The 17,754-nt window shown below is 37.2% G+C and carries 19 protein-coding genes; 8 read left to right on the plus strand and 11 right to left on the minus strand.

Annotated elements, in window-relative coordinates; genetic code table 11:
• Positions 1 to 58: 58 nt before the first annotated feature.
• Positions 59 to 628: an acyltransferase gene (locus tag FW768_RS16945; RefSeq protein WP_153397435.1), complete on the minus strand. Its 570-nt coding sequence runs from the start codon at positions 626 to 628 to the stop codon at positions 59 to 61.
• 49 nt (positions 629 to 677) lie between these two features.
• Here FW768_RS16945 and FW768_RS16950 point away from each other — a divergent pair, with 49 nt between their 5' ends.
• From FW768_RS16950 to FW768_RS16960, 3 genes are read left to right on the plus strand one after another with little or no spacing between them, the layout of a single operon-like run.
• Positions 678 to 1,652 carry a ketoacyl-ACP synthase III gene (locus tag FW768_RS16950; protein WP_153397437.1) on the plus strand — a complete coding sequence of 325 codons (975 nt, stop codon included), beginning with the start codon at positions 678 to 680 and terminating at the stop codon, positions 1,650 to 1,652.
• A 32-nt stretch (positions 1,653 to 1,684) separates the two neighbouring features.
• Positions 1,685 to 1,918, plus strand: a complete 234-nt coding sequence (locus FW768_RS16955) for a phosphopantetheine-binding protein (protein WP_062698016.1) — start codon at positions 1,685 to 1,687, stop codon at positions 1,916 to 1,918.
• Positions 1,918 to 2,676 (plus strand): SDR family NAD(P)-dependent oxidoreductase, encoded by a 759-nt coding sequence (locus FW768_RS16960; RefSeq protein ID WP_153397439.1) that lies wholly within the window; start codon positions 1,918 to 1,920, stop codon positions 2,674 to 2,676. Before FW768_RS16955 ends, FW768_RS16960 begins: the two co-directional genes overlap by 1 nt.
• Here the strand turns inward: FW768_RS16960 and FW768_RS16965 are convergent, their stop codons facing one another.
• From FW768_RS16965 to FW768_RS16975, 3 genes are read right to left on the minus strand one after another with little or no spacing between them, the layout of a single operon-like run.
• On the minus strand, positions 2,677 to 3,837 hold the full coding sequence (locus FW768_RS16965; protein ID WP_153397441.1) for a glycosyltransferase: 1,161 nt from the start codon (positions 3,835 to 3,837) through the stop codon (positions 2,677 to 2,679). It lies immediately after the preceding gene.
• A complete protein-coding gene (locus FW768_RS16970; protein WP_153397443.1) occupies positions 3,816 to 4,640 on the minus strand; it encodes a glycosyltransferase family 2 protein in 825 nt (274 codons plus the stop codon). The genes FW768_RS16965 and FW768_RS16970 overlap by 22 nt, the downstream gene beginning before the upstream one ends.
• Positions 4,637 to 5,182 (minus strand): acyltransferase, encoded by a 546-nt coding sequence (locus tag FW768_RS16975; RefSeq protein WP_153397445.1) that lies wholly within the window; start codon positions 5,180 to 5,182, stop codon positions 4,637 to 4,639. The genes FW768_RS16970 and FW768_RS16975 overlap by 4 nt, the downstream gene beginning before the upstream one ends.
• 105 nt (positions 5,183 to 5,287) lie before the next feature.
• On the opposite strand from FW768_RS16975, the gene FW768_RS16980 reads away from it, so the two are divergent.
• The 4 genes from FW768_RS16980 to FW768_RS16995 all read left to right on the plus strand — a co-directional run bounded on the left by FW768_RS16980 (position 5,288) and on the right by FW768_RS16995 (position 9,668).
• Complete coding sequence (locus tag FW768_RS16980; protein ID WP_153397447.1) at positions 5,288 to 6,058, plus strand: class I SAM-dependent methyltransferase; 771 nt, start codon at positions 5,288 to 5,290, stop codon at positions 6,056 to 6,058.
• A 62-nt stretch (positions 6,059 to 6,120) separates the two neighbouring features.
• The gene (locus tag FW768_RS16985) at positions 6,121 to 7,140 is read left to right on the plus strand and encodes an acyltransferase family protein (protein ID WP_153397449.1); all 1,020 of its coding nucleotides are present in this window, start codon (positions 6,121 to 6,123) and stop codon (positions 7,138 to 7,140) included.
• Positions 7,141 to 7,315: 175 nt separating this feature from the next.
• The gene (locus tag FW768_RS16990) at positions 7,316 to 8,749 is read left to right on the plus strand and encodes an MBOAT family O-acyltransferase (protein ID WP_153397451.1); all 1,434 of its coding nucleotides are present in this window, start codon (positions 7,316 to 7,318) and stop codon (positions 8,747 to 8,749) included.
• 1 nt (position 8,750) lies between these two features.
• On the plus strand, positions 8,751 to 9,668 hold the full coding sequence (locus FW768_RS16995) for a hypothetical protein (protein WP_231128716.1): 918 nt from the start codon (positions 8,751 to 8,753) through the stop codon (positions 9,666 to 9,668).
• Here the strand turns inward: FW768_RS16995 and FW768_RS17000 are convergent.
• Positions 9,665 to 10,606, minus strand: coding sequence for a glycosyltransferase family 2 protein (locus FW768_RS17000; RefSeq protein WP_153397455.1), 942 nt, complete (start codon positions 10,604 to 10,606; stop codon positions 9,665 to 9,667). The genes FW768_RS16995 and FW768_RS17000 overlap by 4 nt on opposite strands.
• 132 nt (positions 10,607 to 10,738) lie before the next feature.
• Between FW768_RS17000 and FW768_RS17005 the strand changes: the two genes are divergently transcribed.
• Entirely contained in the window at positions 10,739 to 10,942 is a 204-nt protein-coding gene (locus FW768_RS17005) for a hypothetical protein (RefSeq protein ID WP_153397457.1), read from the plus strand.
• On the opposite strand, the gene FW768_RS17010 is transcribed toward FW768_RS17005, so the two are convergent.
• The 6 genes from FW768_RS17010 to FW768_RS17035 all read right to left on the minus strand — a co-directional run bounded on the left by FW768_RS17010 (position 10,920) and on the right by FW768_RS17035 (position 17,677).
• On the minus strand, positions 10,920 to 11,864 hold the full coding sequence (locus tag FW768_RS17010; protein ID WP_153397459.1) for a glycosyltransferase family 2 protein: 945 nt from the start codon (positions 11,862 to 11,864) through the stop codon (positions 10,920 to 10,922). The genes FW768_RS17005 and FW768_RS17010 overlap by 23 nt on opposite strands.
• A 440-nt stretch (positions 11,865 to 12,304) precedes the next feature.
• Complete coding sequence (locus tag FW768_RS17015; RefSeq protein WP_153397461.1) at positions 12,305 to 13,237, minus strand: glycosyltransferase family 2 protein; 933 nt, start codon at positions 13,235 to 13,237, stop codon at positions 12,305 to 12,307.
• A 1-nt stretch (position 13,238) separates the two neighbouring features.
• Complete coding sequence (locus FW768_RS17020; protein ID WP_153397463.1) at positions 13,239 to 14,177, minus strand: glycosyltransferase family 2 protein; 939 nt, start codon at positions 14,175 to 14,177, stop codon at positions 13,239 to 13,241.
• A 4-nt stretch (positions 14,178 to 14,181) separates the two neighbouring features.
• Positions 14,182 to 15,978, minus strand: coding sequence for an asparagine synthase (glutamine-hydrolyzing) (gene asnB / locus FW768_RS17025; protein WP_153397465.1), 1,797 nt, complete (start codon positions 15,976 to 15,978; stop codon positions 14,182 to 14,184).
• Positions 15,979 to 16,025: 47 nt separating this feature from the next.
• Positions 16,026 to 16,949: a glycosyltransferase family 2 protein gene (locus FW768_RS17030; RefSeq protein ID WP_153397467.1), complete on the minus strand. Its 924-nt coding sequence runs from the start codon at positions 16,947 to 16,949 to the stop codon at positions 16,026 to 16,028.
• 59 nt (positions 16,950 to 17,008) lie between these two features.
• On the minus strand, positions 17,009 to 17,677 hold the full coding sequence (locus tag FW768_RS17035) for an NAD-dependent epimerase/dehydratase family protein (RefSeq protein WP_153397469.1): 669 nt from the start codon (positions 17,675 to 17,677) through the stop codon (positions 17,009 to 17,011).
• Positions 17,678 to 17,754: the final 77 nt, after the last annotated feature.

A 17,754-nucleotide genomic window follows, 5' to 3' on the forward strand; every position in this document is an offset into this window, starting at 1 on the left:
AAAGAACTTAGCGGAGGGGTGGGGAACTGTAGTCTTTTAAGAGACCTGCCTCTGTATGCTATTTAATTCTTCTTGCCTTTTTAAATTTATAAGGAAGATTGGTCTTAATATATTCATCCAGTTTTTTCCTGTCTTTTTCCAATTCCCGTGGGTACTCGGGGTTGTTTTTTAGAACAATGTCACCATAGTCTTCTATCGTGCAGAGAAACTGTGCCGGATTGCCTATAAATACGGTGTTGTCAGGCATAGATTGTGATAAAACGGAGTTGGCTCCCAAAATACAATTGTTTCCCATCTGCACATCCTGCATGATTACACAATTGAGGCCGATAGTACAATTGTTTCCGATTTTTATCCTCCCGAAAATTCTTGCATCTTCATAGCCGGGGAGTCTTCTCAGAAGGGTTGTGGTTCCTCCATGATTTACAAACCTTACGTTTGCTGCGATATTCACATGATCTCCAATTTCAATAAGGTAGGGCTCGGTTCCAAAATAAATTTTGTCCGGCATATTGAAACTTTTACCCACCTTCATACCACGGAATTTTGCTGCTTCAAGGCTGGCCTTGTTCAGAAATGCATGGTAGGCGGAATGTATTTTTAATACTATTCTGAATATGAGGATCATTATTGTAAATTTGTTTTTTACTTTTGCAAAGAAAAAGAATTTATTTAATATGATAAAAGTTTCCAAAATAGAATATTATTTGCCGGAGCTGGTTCTTACCAATGAGGATTTGGAAAAAGAGTTCCCTGAATGGAGTTCCGAAAGGATCCATGAAAAAATAGGCATCAGGCAGCGCCATATTTCCTCAGACAATGAGACGGTATTAGAGCTTGCCGTAAAGTCTTCTGAAAAGCTTTTTGAGGGCTATGACAGGAACAAAGTAGACTTTATTCTTTTCTGTACTCAAAGTCCGGATTATTTCCTTCCCACTACAGCATGTCTTCTTCAGGACAGACTTGGCCTCAGAAAAAATATCGGAGCGATGGATTTCAATCTCGGATGTTCCGGTTTTGTATACGGAATGGCTTTTGCTAAAGGATTAATAGCCGCAGGAATTGCAGAAAGTATTCTGTTGATCACTGCGGAGACCTATACAAAGCATATTAACCCGAAGGATAAGGCCAACCGTAGTATTTTCGGAGATGCTTCGGCATCAATCATTATTGAAAAGGATGCAGATGCCAAAGATTACAAATTCTGTCTGGGTACAGACGGAAGCGGTGCGGAAAATCTTATCGTAAAAAAAGGCGCGTTCAGAACAGATTTTAAACTGAATCCTGAAAATGAATTTGATCCTGAAAATCTTTACATGAACGGTCCTGAGATCTTTAACTTTACCATTGAAAATATTCCGGGGCTGGTAAAAGAAACATTAGAAACAAATGGTCTGACGATGGATGATATCGATCACTTTGTTTTTCATCAGGCCAACTCTTTTATGTTGAATTATTTAAGGAAAAAGACAAAAATACCGGCAGAAAAGTTCTATATTGACATGGAGAATACAGGAAATACGGTGTCAGCTACCATTCCGATTGCTCTGAAAGATATGATGAATAAAGGAACGCTGAAAGAAGGAGACCGCGTACTGATGGCTGGTTTTGGAGTTGGATATTCCTGGGGAGCTACCATTATTGAAATTTAATTATAACATAAGCCATAAAATAAAAAAAATATATGAAGACATCCGTTTTTTTAGAAAAATTACAGGAAGAATTAGAAGAAGATGAAACACTTACGCTTGATACCAATTTGAAAGAGCTGGAAAGCTATGACTCTATCAGCCTGCTTTCTGTGATTGCATTTGTAGATGAAAATTTTAATAAGAAAATTGATACAAAGCAGTTTAAAGATATAGAAAAAGTATCTGATCTTGTCAATATTATTGGTAAAGAAAACTTCGAAGATTAATGAATCAGTTTTCATTAAAAGATAAGATAATTCTAATTACAGGGGCTTCTTCCGGGATCGGGAGAAGCTGTTCTGTAGAATGTAGTAACGCAGGTGCAGATCTTATCCTTATTGCAAGGAATGAAGAAGAGCTTCAAAAAACAGTATCTATGCTTTCTCCTGAGGCTAAGGCAGAGATGATTATTGCAGATATTACCCAAGGTGAAAGCCTGGAAGAATTAATTGCTGAAAAAGTTGCTGTTTTAGGAAAGATATCAGGATTTATCCACTGTGCAGGAATAGAGAAAACATTGCCTCTTAAAAAGCATACACCTCAGTTGTACCATGATATTTTTGCGGTCAATGTGATTTCCGGTTTTGAGATTGCTAAAATTCTTTCCCTTAAAAAATATAAGACCGAAACTTCAGCTTTTGTATTCATTTCTTCAGTTGCCGGAATGGTTGGAGAAATTGGGAAAGCCGCTTATTCTGCCAGCAAAGGTGCAGTGGTTTCCGGAGCTCGTTCTCTGGCAATGGAACTTTCAAGAAACGGAATAAGAGTAAACAGTATCAGTCCTGCCATGGTAGATACTCCTATTTTAGAGAAAATGTTCGAAAATATCGGAGAGGAAGCTGCAGAAGAGATCCTGAAAAAACATCCGCTGGGTATAGGAAAACCTGAAGATGTGGCCAATGCCTGCATTTTCCTGCTTTCAGATGCCGCAAAGTGGATTACAGGGACTAATCTGGTAGTAGATGGTGGCTATTCAGCCCAATAATTATTTTTTCACAAGATTTTCGATAATTTTTTCTACGGCATCAAAAATTTTCTGATTGTCAAACTGGCTCTCTATGGTTTCAAGGTTGGTCTTGATTTTTGTAATGAGCTCAGGATTGGTCAGAAAGACTTTCATGGCTTCATACATTTCATTTGTATCATAGTTGATGAGGTATCCGGTTTCACGATCTTTGATCATCACACCCACATCTCCGGTATCGGTAGCGATAATTGGTTTTTGCAGAATTAATGCTTCGGCGATTACCAATGGCCATGCCTCGGATTCGGAGGGAAGAATAAAGTAATCCGCATTTTTAATGTAAGGATACGGATTCATTCTGTTCCCGCTTAAAATAAAAGTATTCTGAACATTATTGGCCTGAATTTGTTCAGTCAGATTTTTCATCTCCTCACCGTTGCCAAGGATGAGAATGCTGTGATGAAACCCTTCGTCAATAAGCCTCTTGTGAGCATCAATGAGTTTATGGTAACCTTTTCTGCCGTGAAGGCGGCCTACGGAAACAAAAACAGGACCTTGAGGAAGGTCTACAATTTTTTCTTCAGCTTTATTTTTAATCTCTTCTATAGGAATGGCATTAATTACTACGCTTTCAGCCGGATAAGATAAGTCAGGGTGTGACTGATGCATGATATCTTTGATTTTCTGGGAACAGTAGATCATATGATCAAACTGTGGGAAATTTTCAAGAATATCCGGAACCAGAGGTTGCATTCCCGGAATATTGATCTCCGAGTGAAACCATCCTATTTTTTTCGAATCTTTATTACTGGAATTGATGACGGATGAAAAAGCCGAATAGGTAGGAGCAATTTCCACATCAAATTTTTTATGTCCTAAAAGACGATCAGTTATTGTATGATTTTTCTGAGCTTTGGCAAGTTTAAGTCTTCTGCGGATCAGCTGCAGTTTGTGGATTAACGGATTTTGAGAAAAATCTTCTCTCCCGTCTGTAAGATATACTTTTCTGACATGTTTGGGGAATTCATTTCTAAGCTCACCCTGATTAAGATTCAGACATACCGTAATGTCGAATTTTTCAGGATTGAGATTCTTGATGATGCTGAGAATCACCTTTTCTACTCCGCCCATTTCCATGGAACGATGCCTGAAAAGGACTTTTATTTTTTTATTTTCAGACATGCTAGTTTTCTTACAATTTTTGAAATGAATGTATTTTGTTTCCCGAAAATGAAGGTAGGAAGGTTTTCAATATCCTCTATGTTCTTATCATAGAGCTTTTGTATATGCCTTCTTTTAAGAGTGTTATACAATACGATATGCCAGTTTTTATACAGTTTTTCCTTTTTTCCTTTATCCTGAGAAACTCCCTGTGTGTGAATTCTGTAAAGGTAAAGCTTTTTGGTTATGAAAAACAGATCTCCCTTTTCATAGAGTTTCAGGTAGAGGTCCTGATCTACAGATGAACTGATGGTTTCATCTATTTTTTCAGTGGAAAGATAAGTATCTTTCCTGAATGTGAAAAAATGGGCAATTTCAAACTGTGTGTTCAGGAACTTTTTTTGTCCATTCCGGATCTTTTTAGAATAAGGGAACGTTTTCGTAACTGAGAGATTTTCATCACACATATAAAACTGGGAATAAGTACCAATAATATTCGTGGATGTGTATGCTTTTATGCTTTCCTCCAGAGCATTGGGGGTTAAGGCATCGTCAGGATCTACAAAGCCGCAGATGGTACCCGTTGCAAGTTCCGCACATTTCTTTTTGGTATAGCCCACCCCCTTGTTGGCTTCATTTTCATACAGAAAGAAGCGGGGATCGCCGGAAATTAATTCTCTGAGAGATTCTTTTTCTGATTCTTCAGAGCAGTCATCCACAATAATGACTTCCCAGTCGGAGTAGGTTTGTTTAATGATACTCTCAAAACAGTCTCTGAAAAAAATAGCATTATTATAGTGAGCAATTAATATCGAAAACTTCATTCTCTTGCCTTAAAAATTAGTTCTTGTTCATTTACTACTGTTGTATTCTCAGGAACATCTTTATAGATTGTGCACCCGGCTCCAATAATACAGTTGTCGCCAATGGTTACGCCTTTCAGTACGGTAACATTGCTTCCGAGCCAGCAGTTGCTTCCGATGGTTATGGGAGCTTTTGTAAATTCTGATGTATGTACTTTGAAAATGGGAGAGGTTTCATAAGTGTGATTATGATCATATAGCTTTACATTTTCTCCGAATAATGTATTCTCACCTATTGAAATGCGTTCCAAGCAGTTGATAGAGCAGAAATTGTTCATAAAGAAACGGTCTCCGATTTCTAACGTGGCATTTTTCAGGACAAGCATACAGGTGTAATTTCTAAATTCTACAGACTTTCCGATGCTTACTTTTTTTAAATCCTTGTCCAGAACAAAGCGTCCGCCAGCACCTAGTTTGATATTTTCAAAAAATACGCCGGGGTGCTTTTTCAGGATAGAAAGCTGCTGTTTTCTGTATATTTTTTCGAAAAAATTGTAGAACATATCTGAGTTTTATTTTTTTTCATTTCACTTGAGTATCACAAATATAATCGGTTTTTAGATAAATGAAAAAAAAATATTTATTTTTGCGGTATTAAAGACAACACAGTGAGCGAAATAACAAGAGTTCTCAAAACATTTATAGGGTATCTGAAAAGACCCGACCTTTATCCGGAGCTTGGCCGGAAAATCATTAAAAATACAGTAAACAGAAGCAATGCATTCAAGGGAAAGGAAAAAACCAATTCCTGGGCTGCTGCGAAAGCTGTTTCTCAAAAAGAAGCTGTTTTAAAGCTGTTCGGGATTGATATTGATCCCTTCCGTACCGATTACCGAGAAGCATTAGCGGCTGCAGAACATAAGGAGAGTGTGTGTCCTGTGAAAATGGGCGGTCCCGGAGCACTGGAACTGATCTATTATGCCTGTGAATTTACCAATGCTAAAAATGTGGTAGAAACAGGCGTTGCTTATGGATGGTCATCACTGGCTTCACTTTTATCGCTGGTAAAAAGAGAGGGTACATTGTACAGCTCAGATATGCCGTATCTGGCGCAGGATGGCGATCAGTATGTAGGATATGTGGTTCCGGAGCAACTTAAAAACCACTGGAAGCTGTTTCGTTTTGCAGACAGGGAGTCACTTCCAAAAATCTTTTCCGAAAATCAGGTTTTTGATGTACTGCATTATGATTCGGATAAAAGCTATAACGGAAGAATGTGGGCTTATGGCGAACTTTATCAGCATTTGAGAAAAGGAGGGGTATTTATCAGTGATGATATTGGTGATAACTCTGCCTATCAGGATTTTTGTGAGAAAAATAATATAGAAACCACTGTGGTAGAATATGAAGGAAAGTATATTGGTGTTTTTATCAAATAAACTTCCGGAAGGTATTTTTTATCTAACTAAAAATAGGAGAGGCTGTTGAACAGTTTTCATGAATGAAGATAAGTCAGATCACTTTTACCCGGTTCCTGGCAGCTATGGCGATTGTTATTTCCCATTTCAATAAAGATATGTTTCTGTATAAGATTGATTATATTTCAAACATCTTTCTGAAAGCCAATGTAGGGGTAAGCTATTTTTTTATCCTGTCCGGATTTATTATGATCATAGCTTATCATAAGAAGGAGAAGATAGAATATATTGACTATTACAAAAACAGATTTGCCCGGATTTATCCGTTATATGTGCTTGGATTGCTGCTTTATCTGGTAACCCGGTTTTCGAAATTTAACATACCCGACAGCTTTCTGTATCTTTTTGGATTGCAGAGCTGGATTCCAGGTAAAGCAATGATTCTGAATTTCCCGGGATGGTCTATTTCTGTGGAGTTTTTATTTTATCTGCTCTTTCCTCTGCTGTATAATCACTTTTATTCAAAAAAGAATAAAACCATTTGGGTGGCTGCCGGAGTGATCTGGATTGTAAGTCAGGTGTTTTCTCATCTTTATGAAGCTTCCCCTTCCTATAAAGGCCCTCATACCGAAAGTCATGAATTTCTGTATTATTTCCCTCTGATGCATATTAACGAATTTCTTGTAGGAAACCTTGCAGGTATTCTCTTTGTCAGGAATTTTAAACAGAAAAATTATGATATTCCGGTAATTCTGATTTTTACAGCCATTCTTCTTACTATGATTTTTGTTCCGCTTTTTTATCATAACGGATTAATGGCCCTGCTTTTCATCCCTCTTATTATTCTAATATCCGGAAACAATGGCTTTCTGACAAAGCTGTTTTCTTTAAAGCCACTGGAATATCTGGGTGAAGCAAGTTATGCCGTTTATATTACCCACATCCCGGTATTGTATATTCTGAGAGATATTCTGAGAACATATTATCTGGACAGCGATACTATATTCCTGATTTATATTCCCGTTCTTATCATAACTTCAATGTTGTTTTATCAATTTATTGAAAAACCTTTGAGAGATTATCTGAAAAGATTGGAAATCTGAACGATATCTTTATAAAAAAACATATTTTTGTGTAAACCGAAAAAAAATTACAGTGATTGAAATAGCCCATATTCCCTCAAAAAATAATAGAAATCTTAGAAATAATCCCATAGGCAGAAGCTTTAGCGTTTCAGAAGAGGAAAAAGTATGCATCCATAACTTCTAAATACGCCATATGTTATTCAATTCAATAGGATTTCTGATCTTTTTGCCCATCGTATTTTGTCTTTACTGGTTTGTTTTCAATAAGAAATTTCAGCATCAGAACAGACTTCTGCTTCTCGCGAGTTTTTATTTTTATGCTTGCTGGGACTGGAGATTTCTTTTCTTATTGATGTTTTCAATAGGTCTGGATTATGTATCCGGAATTAAAATAGAGAACAGCAAAAATAATAGAGAAGCCAAGTTCTGGCTTACCTTAAGTATTGTGATCAATCTCGGGTTTTTGGGTTTTTTCAAATATTATAACTTCTTTGTTGAAAGCTTTGCTGATCTTTTAAGCAGCTTTGGATTCACTGTGAATGTCTGGCTTATCAATATCATACTTCCGGTAGGAATTTCTTTTTATACTTTCCATGGGCTTTCCTATGTCATAGATGTTTATAAAAAAAGAATAAAAGCGGAGCGGAACTTTACAGATTATGCTGTTTTTGTCAGCTATTTCCCCCTTCTTGTTGCGGGGCCTATAGAAAGGGCAACGCATCTTCTTCCCCAAATTCAAAGAAAAAGAGTTTTCAATTATGAACAGGCAGTAGACGGAATGCGCCAGATTCTTTGGGGATTTTTCAAGAAAATGGTTATTGCAGATAATTGTGCGCCTCTGGTTAATGAGATTTTCAATAATTATCAGACGGAAACTCCCGTGAATCTTGCCATAGGAGCTGTATTATTTGCCTTCCAGATTTATGGAGACTTTTCGGGATACTCTGATATTGCATTAGGGGTTTCAAGATTATTTGGTATCGAATTACTTAAAAACTTTTCATTTCCCTACTTTTCAAGAGATATTGCAGAATTCTGGAGAAGGTGGCATATTTCGCTTTCTTCTTGGTTCAGGGATTATCTTTATATTCCTTTAGGAGGAAGTAAAGGAGGGCTGCCTATGAAGATCAGAAATACATTTATTATTTTCCTGGTCTCAGGATTCTGGCATGGAGCTAACTGGACTTTTATTATATGGGGAGGGCTCAATGCGCTATATTTTATGCCTTTACTGATCATGAATAAAAACCGTCAGAATCTTGAGGTAGCGGCCCAGGGAAGACTTTTGCCATCTGTAAAAGAAATTTTTCAGATCTTAATTACGTTTTCAGTCACTTGTATTGCGTGGATATTTTTCAGGGCAGAATCTGTTTCTCAGGCTTATCATTATATTTTAAGAATATGCAGTGTTGAGCTTTATTCTGTGCCCCATAATTTGCCTGTGAAAGTATTTGGATTGATCGGCTTTATGATGATTGTGGAATGGATCAACAGAGAGCAGTTTCATGGGCTGGAGATCAAAAGATATATGCCTTGGGTGAGGCGGATTTTTTATCTTGCAGTTATTTATATTATTCTTCGTTACGCCAACTTCGGGAATAATGAATTCATTTATTTTCAGTTTTAGCATGAAGAAGTTTTTATTTAAAATAGCACCTTATTTTGCTGTTGTACTTATTGTATTTGCAGTACTTGGATCTTATGCAGATGGAAATACGGATGATGATTATATGCACTTCGCAGTTGAAAAACCACAGAATATCATTTTGGGGGATTCCAGAGGAGCACAAGGAATTGTTCCATCGGTTTTGAAAGAAAAACTAGCTGTTCCTTTTGACAATTTTTCCCTTAATATTGTCTATTCACCATACGGCCAGATTTATTTAAAAGCCTTAAAAAGAAAACTTAATCCTGCTACGAAGAACGGAATTTTTATTCTTACCGTAAACCCGTGGAATCTTTCCCTGAATCATATTGTTAAGAAAAAAGAAGATTTTCCTGAAGAAAAATCGCCACTTAAGAATATGTATTTTTATGATATGTCGCCCAATTATGAATACCTGTTGAGAAATTATACCAAAAGCTGGTTTAAAATTTATACAGACCGTGAAGAGGCTGGCAGATCCAATACTTTCCTGCATAAGGACGGCTGGATGGAAGTAGATGTTAATATGAACAAAGATTCTGTAGCCGCACGAACAGCGTTGAAAACAAAGGAATACAGGGATATGATGGAGAATTATAATCTTTCGGATGAACGGTTAAAGGCTTTGAATGATATCATCAATTACCTTAAAGACAAAGGAACAGTTTATCTGGTACGTATTCCTACCTCTAAAAATATTACGGAGATAGAAAATGAAAAGTTCCCGGAATTTAATGATGTTATGAAAGAGATTTCACAGAAACATCATTTGAAATATTATAATTTTGCGGGTCAGTATAATGAGTTCCAATATACAGACGGAAACCATATGTACCGGGATTCCGGTAAAAATCTTAGTGCCCGTATTGGAGATTCTATCCGGTCAGACCGTAAAAATTAAAGCAGATATTTTCTGAAATTAATATTATACAGCCCGGAACGAATACTTGGATAATCTGTAATAAGATATTGTAAGATCATTCCCCACTTTTTGAAAACAGGTGCATCTGCGATCTGAAAACTCCGGTGCATTCTTCTGATATGAAGTTTTACAGGAGCGGGAATATTATCCTCAGCTGAGGCCCAGTCATTAACTTCTTTCCACAGCAATACTTTGGTTTTGGCGGGTTTTACTGCTTTCGCTTCCACTTTTGTGATCCTGTTATCTTCATGAACTCCTCTTATCGCCACCGCTTTATCTAAAATACCTGGATAAAGATCAAGGTAAAAAGACAGACGGAACAAAAATTCCGAATCCTGGTGAAGTCTTAAAGTGGTTTTGAACAGCGGATTCATTTTTTTCATTAACGACTCTTTTCGGATAGTCAATGTATCAATACTGAATAAACCAAAACTCCCACGCATATGAAGCTGGCCCGGGAAAACATCTTTCGGATTGTGCTTTTCATAAACAGTTGTTAATTTATCCTTATACAGATTGTAATACTGTTCTTTTGCTTTTTCAGAATAATACTGTACACCAAGAGCGCCGTAAACTCCTTCTACTTCGGAATTTTTAAAAAGTTCTTTTTCAGCTTCGAATCGGTTAGAAAGATAATAATCATCGGCATCCAAAAATGCAATAAAGTCTCCGGTGGACTTCTCTATACCCAGATTTCTGCTGGGGCCGGCTCCGTGGTTACCCTTATCCGGATGCTGGAATAATTTTACTTTCTCATATTTATCGGCAAGCTGTATACATATCGGAAGCACATTGTCGGGAGATTTATCCTCAACAAGAATAATCTCATGTACTTCATCAAGCGGAAGTACAGATTCTACGGCTTGGGTTATAAACCTTTCCGCATTGTAAACAGGGATAATGACCGAGATTTTCATTTTGTGTTAGTTTTCCAACAGCAAATATAATAAAGTAGAGAAGATTATATAGGGTCTTTATTTTATATTTTGCTATAGAATACTATTTAACCTGAATTAGGGTTAAGGAGTTTAAATATAAAAGGTTGGAAGATGGAAGAAGGAGGCTGGAAATTACTTTTAGCTATAGATACTGAAAGCCTCTATAAAATCAGATTAGCTAAAAAAGATGACAATTCATTATTGATGACCTTCAGAACCTCCCTCTTTCGTCTCCCAGCTTCCAAGCTCTATAAATCAAAAATTCTTATCCCGAACCCTGAGGTTATTTATATTATGAAAATAGAGAATGTTTGAAGTTGATGTTGTATAATCCGGATTGTATACTCCTGAAATCTGTAAACAGGTATTTTATAACCATTCCCCACTTGTGCGTTCTGGGAGCGTTGGCAATTTTAAAACTCCGCTGCATTCTTTTAATGTGAAGTTTTACATGGTCAGGAATGGTATCTTCACTTTGAGACCACCGGCTCACCTCATTCCAAAGAAGTGCTCTTGAAATGGCCGGATCTATTATGCCAGTATCCACTTTAGTGATTCTGTTATCTTCATGTACTCCTCTCATGGCAACAGCCTTATCCAGAATACCGGGATAAAGGTCAAGATAGTAGGATAATCTAAAGAGGAATTCAGTATCTTCGTGAAGCCTTAGGACTGGTTTAAAGAGCGTATCCATTTTTTTCATTAAAGAGTCCCGCCGAATGGTAAGAGTATCTATGCTGAAAAGCCCAAAACTGCCCAGCATATGGATCTGGCCCAGAAAAACTTCATCAGGACTGTGTTTTTTATAAACTGTAGTCAGTCTGTCTCTGAATAGCTGATAATATTGTTCTTTTGCCTTTTCTGAGTAGTAATGTACACCAAGAGCTCCATAAACCCCTTCTACTTTAGGATCTGTGAAAAGTTCTTTTTCTGCATCAAATCTGTTGGGAAGGTAGTAATCATCAGCGTCCAGAAAAGCAATGAAATCCCCTGTTGCTTTTGTCATTCCTAGGTTTCTGCTGGGGCCGGCACCATGATTTTTCTGATCAGGATGTTGGTAAAGCTTTACTCTGTTATATTTTTTTTCAAGTTCGCGGCATATTTCCAGTGCATTATCCGGAGATTGGTCTTCAACCAGAATGATTTCATATACTTCCTCGAACTGCAGAGCCGATTCAACGGCATAAGCCACAAATTTTTCTGCATTATAAACGGGAATGATTACTGAGATCTTCATTTACTCTTGTGGAAATTTGAATGATTTGTGTTTATTTTTCTTATTGGCGGGTATTAGATTCTTTGATGAATAAAAGAGATGTTTTTACAAAATAATATAAATAATACCGCAACTGCAACCAGAATAAGTATTTTTAACATATGATGCTGGTAATTCTTTTTTTTTCTTCCTTAAAAATAATTAAAAATATTCTTAAAATTCTCTATTTAATGAAATATTATTTTAACTTTTATGAAATGCTTTAGAATGAAGTCATCTTGATCTTGACTGCTATAGTAGCTTAATACTGTTTTTTACCAATTATTCAAAATTAGATTATTTATTTTAGAGATAAAATAATGGATATCCATCATTTTACAGAGTGAGAAATAGTGATGCATCTTTAATAAACATGAGGTTTATAACCATTATCTTCATTGAAAACTGCTGGGAGCCATAGATCAATGGGTATATGTAAATCTGTATTTCGTTTTCAATATTCTTGGATCTTTAAGAATGGCCATAAAAACACCGGAAATCTTAGATAGTCCTTTTTTTTCTGATAACTCAAACGCTTTTTTCTGGAGTTCAATATGCCGGGCCGCATCTTTATCCGGCCGCACAGCTTCAGACCATTGAAAAAGGGAGTTCCAGAAAAGAAACTGCCTCTGGTTATACTGAGGAGAATATTTTACAATTTTGGTGATTCTGTTATCATCATGCATTCCCCTGATGGCTACGGGCTGATCAATAGTTCCGGATTTCAGATGACAATGATAAGCCAGCTTAATAATAAAATCTGAATCCTGATGCAGACGCAGACTTTCATTGAAACGCAGGTTCTTAGATTCAATAGAAGATCTTTTTACAGTAAGAGCATCCAATGTGAAAAATGAGCCGAATTTTCTTGGGGTAAGCCCTAAAAGACCTCTGAAGACCTCCTTCTCCTCTGCTTGGTAATTAACCGTCAAAAGATACTGATCATTAATATTGGATAAGCATTCTTCTTTCCCTTTTTCCGTGAGATATTCTGTTCCTATGGCATTGAAAACGCCTTCAATTTCAGGATCTTTAAAAATTTCTTTTTCTGCGTCAAAACGATTGGGAAGGAAATAGTCATCAGCATCCAGAAATGCAATAAAATCAGAAGAAGCCTTTTTCATTCCCAGATTCCTGCTGGCTCCGGCTCCATGGTTTCTTTGATCAGGATGCTGGTAAAGCTTTACTCTTTCATATTTCCCGGCAAGTTCCCTGCATACGAGCAGTGCGTTATCCGGAGACCGGTCTTCCACAAGAATAACTTCCTGTACCTCATCGAACTGCAGTGCTGATTCTACAGCCTTGGAAACATATTTTTCGGCATTGTATACAGGAATGATTACTGATATTTTCATTTTATCGGCGATAATAGGTAAAACGATATCTAGTCTTTAATATCTCAGGGTTTTTCATGGCTTCCAGAAATATGCAGGCATATTTATTTATCCCTTGTTTTAAAGCAAGATCAAATGATTTATAGATTAGATAAATTCTCTTTTTATATTCATTGGGTAACTTCTTGGATAAAGACCAATTGTAGAGAGAATTCCAGTACAATAGCTGCCGTTGATTGTATTCTGGGGTATATCTTACGATTTTGGTAATTCTGTTGTTGTCATGAATGCCTCTCATAGCAATAGCCCGATCTATAATACCTGTTTTCAGATAGCAATGATAAGCAAGCCTGATGGTAAATTCTGTGTCCTGATGTAGGCGGAGAGCCGGATTAAAACGTAGTCCGTGGCGGTCCAGAGACTGCTTTTTTATAGTCAGTGTATTCAGGGGTATTGATGTACCGAAAAATTTAGGTGAAAGCCTTAAAAGGCCCCGGAAGACGTCTTCTCCTTCTGCAGGATAATTTACCGTACTCAGTGAGACGTTTTGAAATTTAGACTGAAATTCCTGTTTTCCTTTCTCAGTTAAATATTCTGTGCCGATAGCTCCGAATACCCCTTCAATATTGGAGCTTTTAAAAATTTCTTTTTCTGCATCAAAACGGTTGGGAAGATAAAAATCATCTGCATCCAGAAAAGTAATAAATTCTTCAGATGCTTTTTCAATACCGAGGTTTCTGGTGGCTGCGGCGCCTCTGTTTTCTCCGTCAGGATGCTGAAATAACCTGATCCTGGAGTTTTCAGCTGCCAGTTTCCGACAGACCTTCAGAGAATCATCTGTTGATCCGTCTTCAATAAGGATAATTTCTTTTACTTCTTCTAACTGAAAGGCTGAGGTTACTGCTTTTTCTAAAAGCCCTGCTGCATTATAAACGGGTATGATAACGGAAACTTTAATCATTATCTTATAATATGGATGCGTTATTATCTGCCCAAAGTGCCAGCTGTAAGATGTTCCAGTGTTTTTCATCCTTATTCAGGAATTGCTGCACTGCTTTAAAATCTATATAGCTGAAAACTTTATGATTCGGATTTTTCAGCAGATCATCAGAAAGCTGCATCAGATTGTCTTCTGCAAACCAGTTTTTCACCCCTAATCCAAAGCCCTGCTTGTGTCGTTTTCTGATGGTTTCCGTCCAATAGGAGCCCATTGCTTCACGAAGAATGATTTTATCGTTGGTATCATCCAGCTTCAGCTGATCTGGAAGCTGAATACAGAATTCTGCAAAATCCAGATCAAGGAACGGAGTACGTACTTCCAGTGAATTGGCCATAGCCATCCGGTCTGATTTTACCAGCATATTGGCAGGGACATAATTTTCAAGATCCACTCGCATAATATCATTCAGAGAATCTGTATCAGGGGTGAAACTGAAGTTCTGGACATAATCAGAAGTAATCCCCAGCAGGCTACGCTCCTGTTTACTGAAGGCATTTCTTACGGAATTCAAATGAAAATCCATGATGGATGAATATTCAATGTTTTTCCGGGTAAGATATGAGGTTGTTTTCAACTTCTGATACAGTTTCAGACCAAACTGTGCGACAATATTTTTATAGCTGAAGTGATTTCTTAATTTGTTTTCAACGGTATAGAAATGATAGCCTCCGAACAATTCATCACCTACATCTCCTGATAATACGACGGTTAATTTTTCCCGGGCATATTTACAGATTTCATAATGAGGAATGAATGAAGCATCGGCAAAAGGTTCATCAAAAAAAGGAGAGATTTTTAAAAGTGATGCTGCAAGATCTTCTTTCTTTTCATGAACTTCTATATGATTGGTATTGTATTTATCGGCAATTTCTTTGGCATATTTCAGTTCATTGTCTTTATGATCATATCCGAAACTAATGGTTGTCTGGCGTGGAAGAAATTCATCAACTAAAGCGACTACAGATGAAGAATCCAGCCCTCCGCTTAGAAAGCTTCCTACTTCCACATCTGCAATAAGCTGCTTTTTTACTGCATTTTTAAGCAGGTAAAGAAACTCATCTTTAGCATCGGAAAGACTGATTGTCCTGTCTTTTGCCGGAATGCTGTAATAACGGGAGACTGAAATTTTCCCATCTTTCCATATCAGCTGGTGAGCAGGAGGAAGGGTAAATATATTGCTATAAATACTTTGATACGTACTTACATAGCCGTACTGAAGATAGTGGGAGAGTGCATCATTGCTTACTTTAGGACTTATTAATCCTGAAGCCAGAATCGCTTTGATCTCTGATGCAAAAATAAATTCATTATTATTTCCTATAGCGTAATAAAACGGTTTTTCTCCAAAACGGTCTCTTGCACAGAAGAGCTGCTGCTTCTGATCGTCCCAGAGTGCAAATGCAAACATACCCGGAAGATCGTGGATGAGGTTTTCCTGTTTTCTCTGGTACATCGCCAGAATGACCTCCGTATCTGAACCGCCGTGATAAGGATATTCAGCATATTTTCTCTTAAGATACTGGTAGCCGTAAATTTCACCGTTCAGAACAATACATTCATTTCTTGTATTGGAGAACATGGGCTGTTTTCCATTGTCAGAGAGGTCGATAATGGAAAGCCTGCGGTGCCCCAGAGCGGCGTGATCATAAAATTCATAGTGTGAAGAGTCGGGACCGCGGTGGATCATAGAGTCGGTCATTCTCCGGATCTCTTCCTGATAATTCCTGGCATTACTGCTTATGATTCCTGCTATTCCGCACATATTATGTTGTTTTTCATCATTAATCTTTCATTTATGTGTATGCTAATTTACGACAGATTAAGAAAAGTAGCTCCTTTTTGGGCCACCATATTTCTGAAACTGATCAATTGCTTTTCATCGGAAGAGATTTTTTTATACTTCTGAGATAAGGTTTTATATTGGGCCATGTTGCCAAGGATAAAATTCTTGATCATACTCTGTCTGAGCGCTTTTTTTTCGAGATGCACAGCATCAGGAAGATTAGGATTCATAGCATTGATCTCAATCCTGACATTTTCAAATTTTGTATAATCTATTTTGTCCAGTTTCTGTACTCCGTCATGTACGGCTTTGCTGCCCGGGATCAGTAATACTTTTTTCTGATGAAAATGAATACGGTTTACAAACTCATTATCTTCACCATAATGGAAAAAATAAGGATTAAAACCTCCTACAGTTTCTATTGTTTTTCTGGGAAGCAGCCAGTGGGCTGCATTCACAAATCTGATTTCATAATAGGGTTTCAGGGTTTGAAAATACAGATCAGAGATCATTCTTGTTTTTTCATAGTTGCTGGCAATGTACTGATCCAGAAAAATATCGAGATATTTTTCTGAGCCGTCGATATGGATGGGGCTTATAATGCCTATGCTGCTCTGATCTGGATGGACATTATAAACCTCAATCATTTCTTCCATGGTATCCCGGTACAGCCATGCATCCTGATTCATCAGGTAAAAGAAATCTGCACCTTCTTTGTATGCTTTTTCAATACCGATATTATTAGCCTTTCCGAATCCAAGGTTGGTTTCTGACTGTGTAAAATCTACTTCAGGAAAATGAGTTCTGATATATTCCTGGGTACCGTCTGAAGATCCGTTGTCTATAACGAAACATTTTACGGGAAGTGAAGAATTCCTGAGGCTGGTAAAGCACCTTTCTGCCCATTTCATGGCGTTGTAGGTAACAATAATGATGTGGATCTTTAGCATTTTCAGATATGGATTTTAGGTTCAGTCCGGTTTTATAATAACGTGAATAAGAGATATTTTTAAATATACTTTCGGGTTAAAGTTTCCAGATAATCCTGGGGGCTTATTCCTGTAAAAAATGTACTGATATTTTCATTGAAATCTACCTGATAGAAATCTCCTTCATCAGTTTCCGAATAACTGGCTTCTTGCCCGGTCTGCTTTTCTATAGCATTCACAATCTCTTTAAGATCATAATAATAAGGGAAAGCAAGGTTGATAATTTCATTGTGTAAATCCAGACAATGCCTGCTCAGAAATCCCGAAATGTCATCAATGTCAAGCAACAGCCTTCTCGCCTTAAGATGCATGGCAAAATCATGGCCGTCAGCGATCTGTTTTTTCAGGAAATTAAAAAGGGTATTTGGGTTGCCACCTTTTCCTACAATGTTTCCTATTCTCAGGATCAGAAAATTACCGGAATTTTTGATAAGATAATTTTCAGTCACTTTTTTATGCTGAACATATGGGCTATTCTGTTTCGACTGGTCGTGAATGCTTAATGTAGAAAAATAAACGATCTTTTTTTCTTTGTTTTCTTCGTGAACTGATCTCAGGAGAGACAGCTCTCTTTCAAATTCTGAGGCTCTTGTTTCCAGAGAATTAGAAACGCCTGAGGCAAAAAAGACAATATCTTCTCTGTCATAAGGCCTTACAGCATTTGCTATGATACCATTACCGATGATCATGGGTTAAATATTTTCATTAATTGTGTTATGTGCGGGGAACAATACTTCATATCTTTTACGGCACTGATGCCAGGCAG

The organism is Chryseobacterium vaccae, from assembly GCF_009602705.1.
Classification (GTDB): domain Bacteria; phylum Bacteroidota; class Bacteroidia; order Flavobacteriales; family Weeksellaceae; genus Chryseobacterium; species Chryseobacterium vaccae.